The following is an 18,042-nucleotide window of genomic DNA, read 5'->3' on the forward strand; positions in this document are numbered from 1 at the left end:
TGATTAAAATTTAATCAGCACGCAATACTGGCCGCCGCCGCGACTGTCCAGCCACGGCCGCCGCGTAACTCCAAGCCGTTTCCACCGTTCGGCCAACCTCAGGCATCACGCCAATTATACGCGGCCCGTCCCCTGTACCGGAAATTCTCACAGGGCACGGGGACAGCCTTGTGCGCAGGCTGTGGACAGGCACGGCAACGTGTTGATCACAAAATATTTTTATCTGGCTGGTTATTTTTTAGGCAAACACCGGGATTACTCACATGGCCAGTGAAAAGTCATGTGGAGCGTCTGTGGACAAGTTCGCCAATACCTTGATGCACAAACAAAAACCTTGCCTGCCCATTTTTTAAGCAGCCAGCCAAACCATGCCAAGCCGTGCGCTACGCCGTCAATTCGCTTAAGCAATCGGGGTGCTCAGCGCCGCACGTAACGCCTCGCCGCGCAGGCCGGATGACAACAGTACATGCAGCTTGGCCAAGGCCGCTTCGGGCGTCATGTCGCCCCCGCTCACCGCACCAGCGGTGGCCAGCGGCTGACTGGCGGCATAGGCGCCAACCTGCACGGCACCATGCAAAACCTGACTGATATTCAGCACGGCACCGCCTGCCGCACTCAGGCTCCGTACGCCTTCCAGCAATACCGGATCGGCCGGTGCGTTGCCATTGCCATAGCTCATCAGCACCGCGCCATGCAGATCACCAGCCTGCAACGCCTGACCAATACAGCGAGCACCGGCACCGGGCGTCAGGAAGAAACAACCGATATTGACAGATTCATCCAGCCGTTGCGGCCGGAATGGTTCGGCGGCCTGACGCCAATGCTGGCGTTGCCACTGCTCCGCGATACCGAATTCGGCCAACCTTGGCGCATTCGGCGTGGCAAAACCGGCAAAGCTGGCGGCATCCAGCTTGCGCGCACGGCAACCGCGCAGCACCTGGCGGTTAAAGGCGATCACCACCTCGTGCAAATCCGCCTGTTGTGCCACCGTCAGCGCGTCCGCCAGATTGCTCCAGCCATCCGAGCGCGGGTGTCCCAGCGGCAACTGGGCGCCGGTCAGGACCACCGGCTTGCCCAGCCCGCGCAGGGCAAAGGCCAGCACACTGGCGCTATAAGCGAGGGTATCCGTGCCATGGATGATGACAAAGCCGTCATACGCGGCGTAATGCGCACTGATGTCGTCGATCATCCGGTTCCAGTGCGCGGGCGTGATGGCTGCCGAATCAATCAGCTGTGGATATTCCAGCACGGTCATCTCGACGTCGGCAGGGGCCAGCCGTTGCAACGGTTTGGACAACAAACCCGGCTGCGGGGCCAACCCCTGCGGCGTAGCCGCCATGCCGATGGTTCCCCCGGTATACAGCACAAGCAGACGACACATAGCGCAATCCTTTAACCCATCACAATGCGCGGATACTACCGCAAGCCCGCCAGACCGACATCTGCGCCTCTCACTCAATCACCCGGCTTCAGCAAGCGCCTTTACACGTATCCGCCATCACCTTGGTGAACTTTTGTTTAACTTTTGTTTAACTTTGGTAAACTCGCCCATTCGCCCGCTCAACGCGCAAGGCGGCCATCACCGTGCGAGGCATCTGCAAAACTGCCGTTGCGTCTTGAGCCGATGCACAGCTCCGTTTCTCACCCAACACAACCTACGCTAGTCGGCATTTCGTGCCATCACTGCAATGAATAAAAACTTTTTTACGGCCCCAAGCCCGTCACGTAGCACGTCCATCAAGCCATCGTTCTATGCCTTGCAGGCCAGTTGGGGCATCATCATTGCCGCTGCCATCATGTTTTTTGCCTTGCGTCTGGCCTTGATTGCTTTTTATGCCAAGCCACTGCCGTCGCTTGACGCGCTGGGTGAATGGCCCCACGCCTTGCTTCTGGGCGCACGGTTCGACCTGAAAATTGGCGCTATCGTTGGCGCCTTGTTCAGCCTCGTCGGCTTGCTCGTTCGCCCTGGTGCCAGAAAAATTTCAGCACCAGAAAACCCGCGCGCTACGTCTGGCACTCATCAGCGTGCTGTTTATTTTTTCGCTGATCGGCATCATCAACCTGTATTACTACGGGTTTTATCAGTCGCCGATCAACGCCATTATTTTCGGGCTGTTTGAAGACGACACATCGGCCGTGCTGCATACCGTCTGGGATGATTACCCCTTCGTCACCCTGATCGCCTGTATCAGTGTCGCGACCTATGTTTCCTACCGCGCCATTAACGCTCTCGCCACCCGGCAGTTTGCCCGGCACGCCTCCCGGCGCGGCATCTGGCTGGCCATCGCCTTACATATCGTCATCATGGCCGTGCTCATCCGTGGCTCGCTCGGGATTTTCCCGTTAAGAGAAATGGATATGGCCATCAGCACCAATCCTCTGGTCAATGCCTCCGTCCCCAACGGCATGACGGCGCTCTACATTGCCTACAGTGAACGAAAACAGCAGGCACTGGATGGTGATCCGGCGGTAACGCTGAAAAAGATGGGCTATCCGTCGGCACTGGCGGCGGCCAAAGCACTGGGCTTACCGGCTACAGAAGAAAATCAGGTGGAAAACGCGCTGTTTGCAAAAACCGCTGTCAATCCCCTGGCTGGCCAAGCATCCGCCGCATGTCGTGTTCTGCCAGATGGAAGGCTGGGGACAGCACCTGATGGATTATCAGTCGGCTAAAAACAATGTGATGGGCGAACTGGCCAATCAGCTGGACAAGCTGGTCTGGTATAAAAACTTTACCTCGTCGCAATACGGCACACATCCCAGCCTCGAAAGCCTGATCCTCAACACGCCGATCACGCCGCTCACCCAATCGAGTTACGGCTTCAAGCCGTATGGCAGTTCCATCGCCGGCCGTTCAAACATAACGGCTACCATACGCTGTTTGTGACCTCCGGCTCGGGCATGTGGCGCAACCTGTCCAATCGCCTGCCGGTGCAAGGGTTTGATGAAGTGGCCGATCAAAACACCATCATCAAGGCCAATCCGGCGGCCGGGCGCAGCCTGACCACCGGGGTGTTTATGATGGCTACATGTTCAGCTATGTCGAACAGCGGCTGAAAGCGGCAGAGGCCAAAGGGCAAAAACTGTTTGTCTATATACTCTCAACCACCGCCCATCCGCCCTACACCACGCCGCCGGACTACCACATTCTCCCGGTGGACTACAGCGTTTACCAAGGCAACGTGAATAAAGACCGGCCTTACGCCGAAAGCATCCTGAAAAGCTATCAATACCAAACCGATGCGCTTGGCTGGTTTGTTCATCATGTCAGCGATGCCGATTTTGGCTCCCGCACCATCATCGGCATGACCGGCGACCACAACACCCGGTCGTTCTATCACTACACCGGCACCGATGACATCCTGCACAATTACGGCGTGCCGCTGATGCTTTATGTGCCATCCGCCTATCAAGCAAACTGGCATGTCGACGCTTCGGTTTATGGCTCGCACCGGGATATTTTCCCCACTCTGATCAATCTGGCGCTATCCGATACCGCGTACTACCGCAGCGGCCAAAACCTGCTGGCGGCCAATGCCAGACAAAACGGCGTGGCGCTGTCGGTATACGACGTGGCCTTAACCGGGGACGGCGCCGTGCCGGACATTACGAAAAAACAGTTCATGAAAAAAACCGGCAAGGAATATGTTCCGTGCAAGGGTGCCGACTGCCCGGCTACGCTGGAATCGATGCGCCGCAAGGAACAGGCCTATGTTGGTCTGATGGACTGGTACATCCGCCAGCAGGCCAACCGGAAAAATCACTGAGTCACTGGCGATTGCAGGGTGGCAGGCCCACCCTGTTGGCGCCGCCACTTCAATCTCCGGCCCTTCCAGCCTCAAGGCTACGCAGAGGGCTAAGCCGCACCGCAGTTGCCCGAAGCCGCCGGTGCGTGGTTCCTCCACACCGTCAACCAGACTTGCCAAATTGGACAAAAACGGCTAAATTCGCACACTTCAATAGGCGGGTGTAGCTCAATGGTAGAGCAGAAGCTTCCCAAGCTTACGACGAGGGTTCGATTCCCTTCACCCGCTCCAGACCCTTTATCTTCACACTAGTCCAGCCTTCTTGCATGGCCCTCCCCGAGTAGATACAGATGAAATGGAACTCTGGCCGGTTGTGGCTTCGCATTACCGTTTACGGACTGACCGCCGTGCTCGCGCTGGCGGTGTTGGTGCAATCGCTGATCTTCTGGCAGTTTGACGAAACCCGCGTACGCACCGCCCTGACACACGCGCTGCAAGATACGCATCGTCAGATACAGATCGAAGGTCGTATTTCCCCCAGCCTGTTTCCCTCGCCGGGCATCGACATTGATCACATCATCATTACTGAGCCGGGCCAAACCACGCCATTCGCCCGTATCGAGCAGGCCAATGTCCACCGGCCTGGTGGCCGCTGTTTTTTGGCCGTAAAGAAGTCAAGGCTATCGGCTTGCATGGTGTCAGCGCCCATATCGAGCGCGACAGCGATGGCAGGCTGTCGATTGCCGACCTGTTTCAGCGCCGCCATCAACCCGGCATCACCATCCGCTTGGATACGGTTGCCATCCGGGAAGGCACCTTGATCGTCAATGATCAAGGCTCCAAAACCAGCACCCGGCTGGAAAGCATCAATCTGGATGCCGACAATCTGCGCGACAGCGCCAGCCTGTCGGCCGGAGCGCTGTTGGCCGACAACAAACGGCCGGTACGTCTGGCGATCAACACCCCGCTCACCATTCAGGATGATCAGGTCGATTTGGAACAGCTGGAAGCCGTCGCGCTGTCCAATGTGCAAGGACTGGGCGAAAGCAAGCTGACGCTGAACGGACAGTTCAAACTCAATTTTGCCACGCTGCAAACCACCGGCCAGAACCTCGCCATCACCTTCCACAGCGAGCGCCCCAGCAGCGAAGTGCACCTGACCCTGCCGACGCTGAACGCCAGCTTCCGCGAAATCACCATGCCGTCCGGCAAGCTCAGCGCCAAACTGGTGTACGCACACAGCGAGTATCAGCTGGATACCACGCTCGACAGCCTGAAGCTGGACCAAAGTGGTCTTTATGCTGATCGTCTCAAAGGCAATTTCAACTGGCTGGCTAAGCAAAACCCGTGTCAATGTCAAACTGAACTCGCCGTTGTCCATCATCGGCCTGAAACAACTGCACATGCAGCCGTTAACGCTGACCGCCGCCATCAGTACCCCGGCGCTGCCGCGCGGCACGCTGCAATCAAGCATGAGCGGCTCACTGGATGGCAACATCGACGAACCACGCTTCGATCTGCATGTAGCTAAGCCAGCTGGATGGCTCCAACCTGTCGGTAAATGTCACCCAGTTTGGCCTGATGCGGCCGCGCCACGAAGCAACCCTGTCAGTGGGCAAGCTGGACCTCAACCGCTATCTGCCGGAAGCCAAGGGCAACCCGGTGGCCATCTTCCAGGATACCAAGCCGCTGGCGCTGGACTGGCTGGATTTTTTTGATCTGACCGGCAAGGTATCGGTTGGCGAACTGGCAGTGGGCCGGTTCCGTATCAACAATGTCAGCAGCGATGTGCGCATCAATCCACACGAACTGGAACTGGACCAGATGTCGGCGGATATCTATGAAGGCCGCTTACAGGGGGATGCGCTGCTGTCACGCCGCGACACCCCGCACCTGCAACTGAAGCAGACGCTCAAAGGCATGAACATCCGCCCGCTACTGGTTGACCTGTTCAACTTCAATCGACTGGATGGCAAGGGCAACGGTCAGGTGGACGTCAATGCCGATGGCAAATCGTTTGCCGAATTGCGCAACGCGCTGACCGGATCGGTACAGATGAGCCTGAACAAAGGGGCGCTGAACGGGATTGACTTGGTAGCCGCACTGAAAAACCTGCTTAGGCGGAACTGAAAGGCTGGAATGCCACCGCGCAGGACGGCCAGAAGACCACCTTCTCCACGCTATCGGCCAGCTTCCATCTGGATCAGGGCGTGGCGCGCAGCCGGGACATGAAACTGGCCTCGCAACTGGTCAACGTCAACGGCAATGGCAAGCTGGATCTCAAGCAGAACATCATCGACTACACCATGGACGTGCAGGCCAACCCGCATGAGTTCAGCCGTTTCAAGGGTATCGATGTCCCGCTGAAGATTACCGGGCCGATCAACGCGCCGGTGTATGCGCTGGACTACAACGCCATGGTCAAAGGCAAGAAGACTGAAGGCGAAAAACAGCAGGCGCTCAAGCAGGAACTGAAGAAGCAGATCACCACCATCCTGCCGTAACCGGCAGACAGGGTTGGCCGAAACCGCATCCTTCGGCCAACCTTGGCTGGATGTCTTGATCAGCCTTCCAGAATACGGGCCTCGGCCTGCGCCAGCTGGTCGGGCGCACCCAGCGCCACCAGCACATCCCCTTCCTCAACGATAAAATCGGCGTCCAGATCCACCCTGCTTACTACGGTGCCGACGTACGGCCTTGACCTCTACCCCAAGGTCCTCCAGCTTGAGTTCGCCTAGCGTACGGCCAATCGACGCCGCACCGGAGCAGACCTGAATGCTCCACAAACGCAGCTGTTGCGCCTCGTCCAGCCCATCGCCATTATCACTGACGCCACGGAAGAAGCCGCGGAACAGGTTGTAACGGTGCTCACGCACGGTACGAATGCGCCGCAAGACGCGGTTGAGGGGCACACCCAGCACCATCAGCGCCTGCGACGCCAGCATCAGGCTGCCTTCCATCACATCGGCCACCACCTCGTCGGCACCGGCCTGACGCAGGGTCTGCATATCGACATCATCAAGGGTGCGCACGATCACCGGCAGGGTCTCGCTTACCTGACGCACCGCATGCAGAATCCGTAGCGCCATGTGGGTATCGGTAAAGGTGATCACCACCGCCTTGGCGCGTTGCAAGTAGGCGGCCAGCAACACCTCCTTTTTTTAAGCATCGCCAAACATCACCGGGTCGCCCGCCTCACCTGCCTTATGCACCCGCTCCGGGTCCATATCCGTGGCAAACACCGAGATGCCTTCGGTTTCCAGCAGGCGAGCCAGCGCCTGACCACTGCGGCCATAGCCGCAAATCAGCACGTGATCGCTCTTGGCCATGCTTTCCACCAGCATCTGGTGCAAATCCACCGCCTGCATCATCCAGTCCTGCTTGATCAGCTTGCGGGTAATTTTTTCCCCGTGGATGATGAGGAACGGCGCCAGCAGCATGGACAGCAAAATCGCCGCAATTGCCGCCTGCAGCGTGGCGGCGCTGATCAAACCGAGCGAACCGGACAGCGCCAGCAGGACAAAACCAAATTCCCCGCCCTGTGCCAGCGCCAGCGCGCCACGCATCGAATCATGCGGCTTATGACCAAAGGCCCGCCCCAGCCCAAACACAATCGCCAGTTTCACCGGCACCAACAGCGCCAGCATCAGCAGGACATCGCCAAAACGCTCGTACAGCACCGACAGCTCTACACGCATGCCGACGGTAATGAAGAAGAAGCCGAGCAGGATATCGCGGAACGGCTTGATATCCTCTTCCACCTGATAACGGTATTCGGTTTCGGAAATCAGCATCGCTCGGCAACAAACGCCCCCAGCGCCAGCGACAGGCCCGACAGCTCGGTCAGCCACGCCACCCCCAAGGTGACCAGCAGCACATTGATCATGAACAACTCACCGGAGCGCTGCCGTGCCACCAAGGTGAACCATGGCCGCATCAGACGTTGGCCGAAAAACAACAGCAACGCCATCACCACCACCACCTTGAGCGCCGCCAGCCCCGTGTCGAGCCACAGGCTCTCGCTACCGCCCGCAAAAGTTTAAGCAACAGGATCAGCAGCGGCACCACCGCGATGTCCTGAAACAGCAACACGCCAATGGCCAACTGGCCGTGTGGCTGGTTCAGCTCCAGCCGTTCAGTGAGCAATTTGCTGACAATCGCCGTGGAAGACATCGCCAAGGCGCCCCCCACCGCGAACCCGGCCGGGTACTGCCAGTCAGATATCCAATGGCGCCGGTAATCAGCAGCAAGGTCGCCACCACTTGTGCCAGCCCCACGCCAAACACCAGCTGGCGCATGGCGCGCAATTTGGACAGCGAGAACTCCAGACCAATCGAGAACATCATGAACACGATGCCGATCTCGCCCAGAAACTGCGTTTGCGGCCCTTGCGGTACCAGTTGCAACACGCCGGGGTTTGGCAATGAACCCCACCACCAGATAGCCCAGCATGGCAGGTACTTTCAGGCGGCGGCACAAGGTCACCGCCAACACGGCGGCCAACAGGACAAAAACGATGGGGGCTAATGAATGCATGAATCCAGACGAGTCCCGTGATCAGGTCAAACTGTTATCGATAAGCAAAAGATACACCAGGCTGTGAGCCAGCCGATTATAACCTTGATATACTTTTACCCTATGGAAAAGCCACTACAGCAAAAACGACTGCAATTAGCGCAAGAAGTTCTGGATACCGAAGCGCATGCCATCCTCGCCTTGTCCCGCACACTGGGTGCCGACTTCACGGCAGCCGTGGATGCGATACTCGCCTGCAGCGGGCGGGTAGTGGTGACTGGCATCGGCAAATCCGGACACGTTGGCCGAAAACTGGCCGCCACGCTGGCCAGCACCGGCTCGCCCGCCTTCTTCATGCACCCGGCAGAAGCGGCGCATGGCGACTTGGGCATGATCACCCACAGCGATGTCTTGCTGGCGCTGTCCAACTCGGGCGAAAGCGAAGAAATCATCGCCCTGCTGCTCGGCGCTCAAGCGCAAGGGCATCACCATCATCGCCATGACCGGCCTCGACGCTGGCCCGCGAAGCGGACATTCATCTGAATGCGCATGTGGACAAGGAAGCCTGCCCGCTGGGTCTGGCCCCCACCTCCAGCACCACCGCCGCACTGGCGCTGGGCGATGCACTGGCCGTGGTACTGCTCGATGCCCGCCACTTCGACAAGGAAGACTTTGCCCTGTCGCACCCAGGGCGGCAGTCTGGGGCGCCGGTTACTGGTACATGTGCGCGATGTCATGCATCACGGCGACGAACTGCCGCGCGTCGCACCGGGCACGCCGCTGAAAGACGCGCTGATGGAAATGTCGCGCCAACGTCTGGGCCTGGTGGTAGTGGTCGATGCCGACGCACAAATCCACGGCATCTATACCGATGGCGACTTGCGCCGCACGCTCGAGCGTTCGGCCAACCTGTACGATCTGACCATCGACGAGGTAATGAGCCGCCAGCCGCGTACCATCCATCAAGACAAACTGGCAACCGAAGCGGTGCGCCTGATGGAACAACACCAGATCACCGCCATTCTGGCGACCGACGACGCTGGCTAAGCTGGCTGGCGTGGTTCACATGCACGACCTGCTCAAGGCGGGCGTGGTGTAAGGACAACTATGCAAACGCTCAACGAACTGGCTCGCAATATCCGCCTGCTGATCATGGATGTGGACGGCGTGCTCACCGACGGCCGCATTTACTACAATGCGCAAGGTGAAGAGAGCAAATCCTTTTACGTGCAAGACGGGCTGGGGCTGAAACTGCTGCAGACCACCGATATCAAACTGGCCATCATCTCCGGCCGTGCCGACCGCTGTGTCGAACACCGCGCCAGCGCCTTGGGCATCGACTACTACTATTGCTTAAGCGTACGCGACAAAAAAGTGGCGCTGGATGAACTGTTGGCCGAAACCGGCCTCACCGCCAAACAATGCGCCTTCATCGGTGACGACCTGATCGACCTGCCGATCCTGCGCCGTGTCGGCCTCGCCGTAACCGTACCGGATGCCTCGGCACTGGTGCGTCAACATTCGCATTACGTCACCGGCAGCCCGGGCGGGCACGGCGCCGTACGCGAAGTGGCCGAACTGATCATGCAGGCGCAAGGCACCTTTGATGCCATCATCGCCGGGTTTTTAGCATGATCACCAGCCTGATGCGTTCCCACCGGGTGTTCCCGGTACTGCTGATCGGCCTGACCGCGCTGCTGACGCTGTGGCTCGACCAGATTTCGCGCTGGGAACCCAATAAGCGCGAACTGGACCCGAACAAGCCGGAGTTCGTGGCAGAAAACTTCACTGCCACCCGCTTTAGCCCGGAAGGTAGCTTGCAGGACCGGCTGGTCGCCAGCCGCATGTGGCAATACCCCGGCAAAGCCGATGTCTACTTCGACCAGCCGGATATGCGCGTCTACCAGCAAGGCATACTGCAATATCAGGCCGTGGGCGATAGTGGCCGCTACAACAATAAAACCAAACAGGCGTTTTTTGACCGCAAGGTCACCCTGATCCGCCCTGCCTCTGCCCGGGGACCGGAAACCCGGGTACTGACCAGTGCCATGCATGTTGACACCCAGCAACGCATCGCCAAGTCACAAGCACCCACCACGATTCACTATGGCAAGTCGGTGGCCAACTCCGTCGGCTTTGTCTACGAACAGCAAGCCGGGCAACTGAACCTGCTGTCACACGCAAAGGTTATTTATGAACCGTAACCGCCACCTGCTGGGCCTCCTGCTGGTTAAGCAGCCTGCTGCTGCCCGTGGCCCATGCCGAAAAAGCCGACCGCAACAAACCCATCGAAATCACCGCCAATACCGGCAGCCTGGATCAGCTCAAGGGCGTGACCACCTGGTCCGGTAATGTCGTGGTGATTCAGGGCACGCTCAAGCTCAACGCCGACCATGTCACCGTCACGCAAGACAAACAGGGCAACCAGACCATGCACGCCACCGGCCGCATCGTCACCTTCCGCCAGAAAATGGACGGCAAGAACGAATGGGTGGAAGGCCAGTCCAGTGTGCTCGACTACACCAGCGCCATTCATCTGGCTGTGCTGACCGGCAATGCCCGCGTCAAACGCGGCGAGGATCTGGTAATCGGCAACGTCATCACCTACAACACCGAAACCGAGCTGTATCAGGTCAACGGTGGTCCGAGCAGCGCCCCCAACAAGGGCCGTGTCACGGTAATCCTGCAGCCCAAGAATGCCACGCCGCCCAGCAGCGCCCCCGCCAAATCTGACGGAAAGCCGAAATGACAGACAGCGTACTCAAGGTTGAACGGCTCAAGAAACGTTACAAGAAGCGCACCGTCGTCAAGGACGTGGCGCTGGACATCAAAAGCGGTGAAGTCGTTGGCCTGCTCGGCCCCAACGGTGCTTAAGCAAAACCACCAGCTTCTACATGATTGTTGGCCTGATCGGCGCTGATGACGGGGAAATCACCCTCAACGGCACCCGCATCACCCACCTGCCCATCCATCAGCGGGCGCGCATGGGGCTGGGTTATTTGCCGCAGGAAGCCTCCATCTTCCGCAAGATGACGGTGGAAGAAAACATCATCGCCATTCTGGAGATTTCCGGTTTCAAGGGCGAAGAGCTGCAACAGGAACTCACCGTGCTGCTCGACGACCTGAATATCGCTCACCTGCGTGAGAACAGCGCGCTGTCCTTGTCCGGCGGCGAACGTCGTCGCGTGGAAATCGCCCGCGTACTGGCCACGCGTCCGCGCTTCATCTTGCTGGACGAACCGTTTTTTAAGCGTCGACCCGATTGCCGTCATCGACATCCAGAAAATCATTTCCTTTCTCAAGGAACGCGGCATCGGTATTCTCATTACCGATCACAACGTGCGAGAAACGCTACGCATCTGCGACCGGGCCTATATCATCAGCGACGGCTCCGTGCTGGCTTCCGGCCACCCACAAGAGCTGGTCAACAACGAGAAGGTTCGTCAGGTTTATCTGGGCGAACATTTCCACCTGTAGCCCATGAAACAGTCTCTACAGCTCAAAGTTTCGCAACAGCTCACGCTGACTCCGCAGTTGCAACAGTCGATCCGGCTGCTGCAACTCTCCACCCTCGACCTGCAGGCCGAAGTGGAGCAGTTCCTGCTGGACAACCCGATGCTGGAACGCAGCGAGGACCCCACCTCGCCAGCGGAGAGCCCGGCGCAAAGCGAGGACACGCCTGCATCAGACAGCAAAGACGAACAGGCCGACAGCCGGGACAGTTCAGCCGGAGAACTGCTCGACTGGGGCGGCAGCGGCAGTCGCCGTCAGGATGGCGATGACGAGTTCGACCCGATGCTCAATGTGCCCTGCCCCGTCAGCCTGCGCGAACACCTGCTGGCGCAGCTGGGCGAAATTGCCCTGCCGACGCGCGACAACGCCATTGTGCAGTTGCTGATCGAAGAGCTGGACGATGACGGCTACCTGACGCAGGATCTGGAAGAACTGGCCAGTCACCTGCCACTGGAACTGGAGCTGGAAGCCGATGAGCTGATGATTGGGCTGAAATTGCTGCAGCAGTTCGACCCCCCGGTGTCGGCGCCCGCTCACTATCCGAGTCGCTCAGCCTGCAACTGGCCCGCTTACCCGCCAGCGAGCCGGGGCGTGAGCTGGCACACACCATCGTCACCCAGCATCTCTCACTCTTGGGCAACCGCGACTACACCCGGCTCAAGCGACAGCTGAGTGTGGACGACAGCACGCTGAAAACCGCACAACAGCTAATTGCCCGCCTCAACCCACGCCCGGCCGCCTCTTTGGGCATGAAGATGTGCACTATGTCATCCCGGATGTCACTGTGCGCAAGCGCAAGGGACACTGGGTAGCCGAGCTGAACAATGGCGCCATTCCGCGGCTGCGCGTCAACCAGATGTATGCGCAGATGCTGGCAGCAAACCGCAGTGGCGCGGGCGAATTGTCGTCACGCCTGCAAGAGGCCAAGTGGCTGGTCAAGAACATACAGCAGCGATTTGACACCATCCTGAAAGTATCGGAAGCTATAGTCGAAAGGCAACAAGCGTTCTTTGAACAGGGTGAAGTGGCCATGCGGCCATTGATTCTGCGCGACATCGCAGATGAATTGGGCTTGCATGAATCGACGGTATCCCGGGTTACCACCCACAAATACCTGCTCTGCCCGCGTGGCCTGTTCGAGCTGAAATATTTCTTCGGCAGCTCTCTGGAAACCGATAGCGGTGGCGAGTGTTCGGCTACCGCCATCAAGGCCCATATCCGCCGCATGATCGATGCGGAAAATCACGCCAAGCCACTGTCCGATAGCGCAATTGCCGATGAACTGGCCAAGCAGGGGATACAGGTTGCAAGACGCACGGTAGCGAAGTATCGTGAAGCTATGCAGATACCACCGGTTAACCTGCGAAAGTCCCTGTAAGGCAGCAACAAGAATAAACCATTCCCGGACCGCTTCCGGCCGGGATGCAACACAAGTAAGGAGTACGGTATGAACCTGAAAATCACCGGCCTGCGCCTTGAAGTTACCCCGTCGCTGCGCGAATATGTTGAAACCAAGCTGGAACGGGTTACCCGTCACGTCGACAATGTTGTCGGGATTTCCGTCACCCTGTCGGTAGACAAACTGGTGCAAAAGGCAGAAGTGAACGTACACCTTGCTTAAGCAAGGATGTGCATGTTGAAGCCACCGACGCTGACATGTACGCGGCCATTGATGCGCTGGTGGACAAACTGGATCGCCAAGTGCTCAAGCACAAGGAAAAGCAGGGTGAACACCGCGGCACGCTGCCAGAAGAGACACTGTAACCCATTGAAAAAACAGCGGGAACCTCAGGGTTCCCGTTTTTGTTTGCCAAGGGGCTTTTTAAGCATGTCCCCCGCAACGTAGAATTGCCGGGTTTTTCAAGCTGCAATACCACCCACTATGAGCCTTATCGGGAAAATCCTGTCGCGGGACCATGTTCTTCTGGACCGGATGTCGCCAGCAAAAAGCGCGTATTCGAGCAGGTGGGCCTTATGATTGAAAACACCCACGGCATCGCACGCAGCGAAATTTTTGATTGTCTGTTTGCCCGTGAAAAACTGGGTTCTACCGGTTTGGGGCAAGGCGTGGCCATTCCGCATGGCCGCGCACAGGGGCTGAAAGAAGCCGTCGGGCTATTCATCCGCCTGAAGAATCCGATCCCATTTGATGCACCGGATGCCAAGCCGGTGCAAAGCCTGTTTGTCCTGCTGGTACCGGAACAAGCGACCGACCTGCACTTGCAGCTGCTGTCCGAACTGGCCCAGCTGTTTTCCAGTAGAGCAGATGCGGGAGCAACTGTTAAGCGCCGCCAGCGAAGATGACCTCTACCGCTTGCTGACTGAATGGACGCCACATGCCTAGCGTTAGCGTCCGCAAGCTCTATCAGGACAACCACCAGAAACTGAATCTGCAATGGGTTGCTGAGCACCGGTGGCGCCGACAATGTCATTGGTAATGATGAACAACGCCCAACGCTGGCGCTGGTGGGGCACCTCAACTTCATTCACCCCAACCGCGTACAGGTACTGGGGTTGGCCGAAGTGGATTACCTGAACCGGCTGGAACAGTCTGCGGCCAAAACCGCGCTAGACCAGCTGTTCTACAAGAGCATGTCGGTCGTGATTGTGGCCAACGGCCGGAAGCGCCAACGCTGTTACGCGACTACTGCCGGGCCCACAATGTGCCACTGATGAGCACGCCGCTGGAAAGCCCGTATCTGATGGATGTGCTGCGCATCTATCTGGCGCGCATGCTGGCAGTTTCCACCGTATTGCATGGTGTGTTTCTGGACGTGCTGGAAATTGGCGTGCTGATCATGGGCGATTCCGCCATGGGCAAGAGCGAGCTGGCGCTGGAGCTGATCTCGCGCGGCCATGGCCCGGTTGCCGATGATGCGGTGGAGCTCTACCGGGTTGGCCCGGAAACGCTGGAAGGCCGCTGCCCGCTGCTCCTGCGCGATTTTCTGGAAGTGCGTGGTCTGGGCATCCTGAATATCCGTACCGTGTTTGGCGAAACCGCCGTCCGCCCGAAAAAAGTACTCAAGCTGATCATTCATCTGATGAAGGCCAGCGATCAGGCCATGCAGGCGCTGGATCGCCTGAACATCCAGTCGGAAACGCAGGATATTCTTGGCGTTACCGTCCGCAAGGTAGTGTTGCCGGTGGCAGCGGGTCGCAACCTGGCCGTGCTGGTGGAAGCCGCGGTGCGCAACTACATCCTGCAGCTGCGTGGCATCGACAGCACGCGTGAATTCATCGAACGCCACACCAATTTCCTGCGGGAACAGGAAAATGCGCCTGATTTTGATTAGCGGCCTGTCCGGCTCGGGCAAGTCCGTGGCCTTGCGGGCACTGGAAGATTCGGGCTTTTATTGCGTCGACAATCTGCCCGCCACCATGTTGCCGGAAGCGCTGACGCTGTATAGCGATTATGGCTACGATGAAATCGCCATCAGTGTTGACACCCGCTCCAGCCCATCACTGGGAGCACTACCAACGGAAGTGCTGAAGCTGCGCGAGCGCGGCGTTGATGTGCGCCTGCTGTTTCTGGAAGCCAAGCAAGAAACGCTGGTCAAACGTTTTTCCGAGACCCGTCGCCGACACCCGCTTTCCGGTTCGGCAATGACCGTGGAAGAATGCATCCGGCTGGAGCTGGAGCTATTGGCCAACATTCAGGAGCTGGGCATCCGTATTGACACCAGCGAACTGTCCGCCAATGGTTTGCGCAACTGGGTGAAAAAACTGGTTGGTGCCGACAGCAGCCGTTTGACGCTGACATTCGAATCATTCGGTTTTAAGCATGGCGTACCGCTGGAAGCCGATTTTCTGTTTGATGTGCGCTGCCTGCCCAACCCGTACTACGACCCGCAACTGCGGCCTTTTACCGGCAAAGACCAGCCCATCATTGATTTCTTCCTGCGTACGCCGCAAGTGGCGGAGATGACGGAAGACATTCGCCAGATGGTGGCGAAATGGCTGCTTACCTTCCGCCGCGAAAACCGCAGTTACCTGACAGTTGCCATCGGCTGTACCGGTGGTCAGCATCGTTCCGTCTACATCACCGAACAGCTGGCCGGGCTTTTGCACATGAGCAGGTTCTGATCCGCCACCGCCAGCTTCCCGCCACGAAATAAACCATTTTGGGGCCCGCCGTTTCGGCCAACCTTTGTGGAGATTCACCATGCGTCCGCCTGATACCGTCACCGTGGCGCTGACCGGCGCTTCCGGTCTGCCCTATGGCCTGAAGCTGATCGACAGCCTGATCCGCGCCCAGCGCCGCGTATGGGTGCTCTACTCGCAAGCCGCCCAGATCGTTGCCAAGCAGGAGATGAATATCAGCCTGCCGTCGCGCCCGGCCGAATTGCAAGACTGGTTGCAACAGCGCACGCAGGCGCAAGCCGGGCAACTGGCGGTATTTGGCCGCGAGGAATGGTTTGCTCCGGTGGCTTCCGGTTCCAACCCGGCCGACGCCATGGTGGTCTGCCCGTGTTCGATGGGTACGCTGGCGGCCATCGCGCATGGCATGAGTGACAATCTGATCGAACGCGCCGCCGATGTATCGATCAAGGAACAGCGCAAGCTGATTCTGGTGCCACGCGAAACCCCGCTATCGGTCATCCATCTGGAAAACATGCTGAAACTGGCCCGCTTGGGAGTGGTCATTCTGCCGCCTGCCCCGGGCTTTTATACCCACCCACAAACGGTGGATGACATGGTGGACTTTGTCGTAGCGCGCATTCTGGATCAACTGGGCGTGGAAAACAGCCTGATCCCGCGCTGGGGCAACACGGTAACGGAGCCGACGGCATGAACCGCACCATCCTCAGCCTGCCAGCCTTGCGCCAACTGGAACATACCGCAGCCGCAGCTGGCGTTGATCTGATGCAACGCGCCGCCAGCTGCATTGCCGATTGGGTGCAGCGCCATTATCCGACCGATGCACGCCTGCTGATCGCCGCAGGGCCAGGCAACAACGGCGGCGATGCGCTATTTGCCGCTTGCCAGCTGATGGCCGTAAGCTTTGCCGTGGATGTCCTGCTGCCACAACCACCCACCAGCCCGGATTGCCAGCAGGCGCTGGCCGCCGTGTGCGAGGCGGGCGGTATTCCGCTGACAAGGTTGGCCGAAACCCACGAACCGCCAGACTTGATCATTGACGGCCTGTTTGGCATCGGGCTGAGTCGTGAACTGGGTGAGCCGTGGTGCGGCGTCATCCGGCAACTCAACCGGTTGGGGACGCCAATTCTGGCGCTGGACTGTCCCAGCGGACTCAACGCCTATACCGGCCAGCCAGTCAATGTAGCGATTCGCGCCTGCCACACCCTCACCTTTCTCTGCCACAAGCCGGGCCTCTACACCGCTGCGGGTGTCGATCTGGCCGGTGCGGTGGAACTGGCTACTCTCGATTGCCCGCTCGCGTGGCTACCCGATGCCGACGGCGCGCTCAACACGCTTAAGCACTGGCTGGATTGGCCAGACAGAGCGATAGCCACAAAGGCAGTTACGGTACGGTATGCATTGTCGGTGGTGCGGTTGGCATGCTGGGCGCCGCCCTGCTGGCTGGCCGGGCCGCACTGGCAGGGGGGCCGGTAAGGTGTTTGTTTGTACGCTGGATGACCGACTGGCGGTTGACCCGGTTGCCCCGGAACTGATGTTGCGTCCACTACGGGCCGATACGGCGTTGCCGGAGCACAGCGTACTGGCCGTTGGCCCGGGTTTCGGCCAACAGGACGACGCCCGTTGCTGGCTCGATGCGCTGCTGGCACAGCCCTGCCCGCTGGTACTGGATGCCGACGCCCTCAATCTGCTGGCTCAGGATGAGGCACGCCAGCAACAGCTGCGTGACCGCTGCGCCCCAACCATTCTTACCCCACATCCGGCCGAAGCCGCCCGCCTGCTGGGCACCGACACCGCCACGATTCAGCGCGACCGGGTCGAAGCCGCACGCCAGTTGGCACAACGCTATCACGCCATCGTCGTACTCAAAGGTGCCGAGCAGCCTGATCGCCCGCCCCGATGGCTTTTACCACCTCAATACCACCGGTAGTCCGGCGTTGGCCGTGGCCGGGCAAGGCGATGTTCTCAGCGGCCTGATCGCCGCCTTGCTGGCGCAGGGGCTGGACGCCTTCAGCGCCGCCAGCAGTGCCTGTTACCTGCACGGGCTGGCTAATACGAACAGTATCAGGCGGAAGCGGGTGGACCGATCGGGCTGGGAGCAGCGGCTACCGTGCCGCGCTTGAGCCGACTGATCAACCAGCATCTAGCGAATACACCCACGGCATAATCT

At 59.0% G+C, this 18,042-nt stretch carries 16 protein-coding genes, 1 tRNA gene and 9 pseudogenes; 24 read left to right on the forward strand and 2 right to left on the reverse strand.

Annotated elements, in window-relative coordinates:
* Positions 1-400: 400 nt before the first annotated feature.
* The gene (locus GKE73_RS05100; protein WP_230369333.1) at positions 401-1,381 is read right to left on the reverse strand and encodes an asparaginase; all 981 of its coding nucleotides are present in this window, start codon (positions 1,379-1,381) and stop codon (positions 401-403) included.
* Between the two features lie 415 nt (positions 1,382-1,796).
* On the opposite strand from GKE73_RS05100, the gene GKE73_RS05105 reads away from it, so the two are divergent.
* From GKE73_RS05105 to GKE73_RS22590, 10 genes and pseudogenes are all read left to right on the forward strand, one after another.
* Positions 1,797-2,120, forward strand: a complete 324-nt coding sequence (locus GKE73_RS05105; protein ID WP_230369334.1) for a hypothetical protein — start codon at positions 1,797-1,799, stop codon at positions 2,118-2,120.
* Positions 2,026-2,673, forward strand: a complete 648-nt coding sequence (locus GKE73_RS05110; RefSeq protein ID WP_230369335.1) for an LTA synthase family protein — start codon at positions 2,026-2,028, stop codon at positions 2,671-2,673. Before GKE73_RS05105 ends, GKE73_RS05110 begins: the two co-directional genes overlap by 95 nt.
* Complete coding sequence (locus GKE73_RS05115; protein WP_230369336.1) at positions 2,654-2,887, forward strand: hypothetical protein; 234 nt, start codon at positions 2,654-2,656, stop codon at positions 2,885-2,887. The genes GKE73_RS05110 and GKE73_RS05115 overlap by 20 nt, the downstream gene beginning before the upstream one ends.
* On the forward strand, positions 2,884-3,057 hold the full coding sequence (locus tag GKE73_RS05120) for a hypothetical protein (RefSeq protein WP_230369337.1): 174 nt from the start codon (positions 2,884-2,886) through the stop codon (positions 3,055-3,057). The genes GKE73_RS05115 and GKE73_RS05120 overlap by 4 nt, the downstream gene beginning before the upstream one ends.
* Entirely contained in the window at positions 3,030-3,767 is a 738-nt protein-coding gene (locus GKE73_RS05125; RefSeq protein ID WP_230369338.1) for a sulfatase-like hydrolase/transferase, read from the forward strand. Before GKE73_RS05120 ends, GKE73_RS05125 begins: the two co-directional genes overlap by 28 nt.
* A 196-nt stretch (positions 3,768-3,963) precedes the next feature.
* Positions 3,964-4,037 (forward strand) — tRNA-Gly (locus GKE73_RS05130).
* Between the two features lie 59 nt (positions 4,038-4,096).
* Positions 4,097-4,312: pseudogene (locus tag GKE73_RS05135) on the forward strand (AsmA family protein); the annotation flags it as partial.
* A gap of 122 nt (positions 4,313-4,434) precedes the next feature.
* Positions 4,435-5,277, forward strand: a complete 843-nt coding sequence (locus GKE73_RS05140) for an AsmA family protein (RefSeq protein ID WP_230369339.1) — start codon at positions 4,435-4,437, stop codon at positions 5,275-5,277.
* A gap of 80 nt (positions 5,278-5,357) precedes the next feature.
* Positions 5,358-5,876, forward strand: coding sequence for an AsmA family protein (locus tag GKE73_RS22585; RefSeq protein ID WP_312854365.1), 519 nt, complete (start codon positions 5,358-5,360; stop codon positions 5,874-5,876).
* Positions 5,877-5,956: 80 nt separating this feature from the next.
* Complete coding sequence (locus GKE73_RS22590; protein WP_446686323.1) at positions 5,957-6,250, forward strand: hypothetical protein; 294 nt, start codon at positions 5,957-5,959, stop codon at positions 6,248-6,250.
* Between the two features lie 59 nt (positions 6,251-6,309).
* Here GKE73_RS22590 and GKE73_RS05150 read toward each other — a convergent pair.
* A pseudogene (locus tag GKE73_RS05150) lies at positions 6,310-8,282 on the reverse strand (monovalent cation:proton antiporter family protein).
* 102 nt (positions 8,283-8,384) lie between these two features.
* Here GKE73_RS05150 and GKE73_RS05155 point away from each other — a divergent pair.
* From GKE73_RS05155 to GKE73_RS22595, 14 genes and pseudogenes are all read left to right on the forward strand, one after another.
* Positions 8,385-9,360 (forward strand): annotated as a pseudogene (locus tag GKE73_RS05155) (KpsF/GutQ family sugar-phosphate isomerase).
* An 8-nt stretch (positions 9,361-9,368) separates the two neighbouring features.
* Positions 9,369-9,896: a KdsC family phosphatase gene (locus tag GKE73_RS05160; RefSeq protein WP_230369340.1), complete on the forward strand. Its 528-nt coding sequence runs from the start codon at positions 9,369-9,371 to the stop codon at positions 9,894-9,896.
* Positions 9,893-10,465, forward strand: coding sequence for an LPS export ABC transporter periplasmic protein LptC (gene lptC, locus GKE73_RS05165; protein WP_230369341.1), 573 nt, complete (start codon positions 9,893-9,895; stop codon positions 10,463-10,465). The genes GKE73_RS05160 and lptC overlap by 4 nt, the downstream gene beginning before the upstream one ends.
* Before the next feature lie 47 nt (positions 10,466-10,512).
* Positions 10,513-11,010: a lipopolysaccharide transport periplasmic protein LptA gene (gene lptA, locus GKE73_RS05170; RefSeq protein WP_230369342.1), complete on the forward strand. Its 498-nt coding sequence runs from the start codon at positions 10,513-10,515 to the stop codon at positions 11,008-11,010.
* Positions 11,007-11,738 (forward strand): annotated as a pseudogene (gene lptB / locus GKE73_RS05175) (LPS export ABC transporter ATP-binding protein). Before lptA ends, lptB begins: the two are co-directional and overlap by 4 nt.
* 3 nt (positions 11,739-11,741) lie before the next feature.
* Positions 11,742-13,152, forward strand: a pseudogene (locus GKE73_RS05180) (RNA polymerase factor sigma-54).
* A 69-nt stretch (positions 13,153-13,221) separates the two neighbouring features.
* Positions 13,222-13,538 (forward strand): annotated as a pseudogene (hpf, locus tag GKE73_RS05185) (ribosome hibernation-promoting factor, HPF/YfiA family).
* A 118-nt stretch (positions 13,539-13,656) separates the two neighbouring features.
* Positions 13,657-14,118: pseudogene (gene ptsN / locus GKE73_RS05190) on the forward strand (PTS IIA-like nitrogen regulatory protein PtsN).
* A pseudogene (gene hprK, locus GKE73_RS05195) lies at positions 14,111-15,067 on the forward strand (HPr(Ser) kinase/phosphatase). The pseudogenes ptsN and hprK overlap by 8 nt, the downstream one beginning before the upstream one ends.
* Positions 15,048-15,889: pseudogene (gene rapZ / locus GKE73_RS05200) on the forward strand (RNase adapter RapZ). The pseudogenes hprK and rapZ overlap by 20 nt, the downstream one beginning before the upstream one ends.
* A gap of 47 nt (positions 15,890-15,936) precedes the next feature.
* On the forward strand, positions 15,937-16,566 hold the full coding sequence (locus tag GKE73_RS05205; RefSeq protein ID WP_230369343.1) for a flavin prenyltransferase UbiX: 630 nt from the start codon (positions 15,937-15,939) through the stop codon (positions 16,564-16,566).
* A complete protein-coding gene (locus GKE73_RS05210) occupies positions 16,563-17,348 on the forward strand; it encodes an NAD(P)H-hydrate epimerase (RefSeq protein WP_230369344.1) in 786 nt (261 codons plus the stop codon). Before GKE73_RS05205 ends, GKE73_RS05210 begins: the two co-directional genes overlap by 4 nt.
* 1 nt (position 17,349) lies before the next feature.
* On the forward strand, positions 17,350-17,802 hold the full coding sequence (locus tag GKE73_RS05215) for an ADP-dependent NAD(P)H-hydrate dehydratase (RefSeq protein ID WP_312854366.1): 453 nt from the start codon (positions 17,350-17,352) through the stop codon (positions 17,800-17,802).
* Entirely contained in the window at positions 17,744-17,995 is a 252-nt protein-coding gene (locus GKE73_RS22595) for an NAD(P)H-hydrate dehydratase (protein ID WP_312854367.1), read from the forward strand. The genes GKE73_RS05215 and GKE73_RS22595 overlap by 59 nt, the downstream gene beginning before the upstream one ends.
* Positions 17,996-18,042 lie beyond the last annotated feature (47 nt).

The sequence above is a fragment of the Paludibacterium denitrificans genome, assembly GCF_009707705.1.
Taxonomy (GTDB): domain Bacteria; phylum Pseudomonadota; class Gammaproteobacteria; order Burkholderiales; family Chromobacteriaceae; genus Paludibacterium_A; species Paludibacterium_A denitrificans.

Excerpts from the sequence above, each read along its gene's own strand:
- GKE73_RS05100 (WP_230369333.1), bottom strand. The coding sequence starts at position 1,381 with ATGTGTCGTCTGCTTGTGCTGTATACCGGGGGAACCATCGGCATGGCG.
- GKE73_RS05105 (WP_230369334.1), top strand. The coding sequence starts at position 1,797 with ATGTTTTTTGCCTTGCGTCTGGCCTTGATTGCTTTTTATGCCAAGCCA.
- GKE73_RS05115 (WP_230369336.1), top strand. The coding sequence starts at position 2,654 with ATGGATTATCAGTCGGCTAAAAACAATGTGATGGGCGAACTGGCCAAT.
- GKE73_RS05125 (WP_230369338.1), top strand. The coding sequence starts at position 3,030 with ATGTTCAGCTATGTCGAACAGCGGCTGAAAGCGGCAGAGGCCAAAGGG.
- GKE73_RS05160 (WP_230369340.1), top strand. The coding sequence starts at position 9,369 with ATGCAAACGCTCAACGAACTGGCTCGCAATATCCGCCTGCTGATCATG.
- lptC (WP_230369341.1), top strand. The coding sequence starts at position 9,893 with ATGATCACCAGCCTGATGCGTTCCCACCGGGTGTTCCCGGTACTGCTG.
- GKE73_RS05205 (WP_230369343.1), top strand. The coding sequence starts at position 15,937 with ATGCGTCCGCCTGATACCGTCACCGTGGCGCTGACCGGCGCTTCCGGT.
- GKE73_RS05210 (WP_230369344.1), top strand. The coding sequence starts at position 16,563 with ATGAACCGCACCATCCTCAGCCTGCCAGCCTTGCGCCAACTGGAACAT.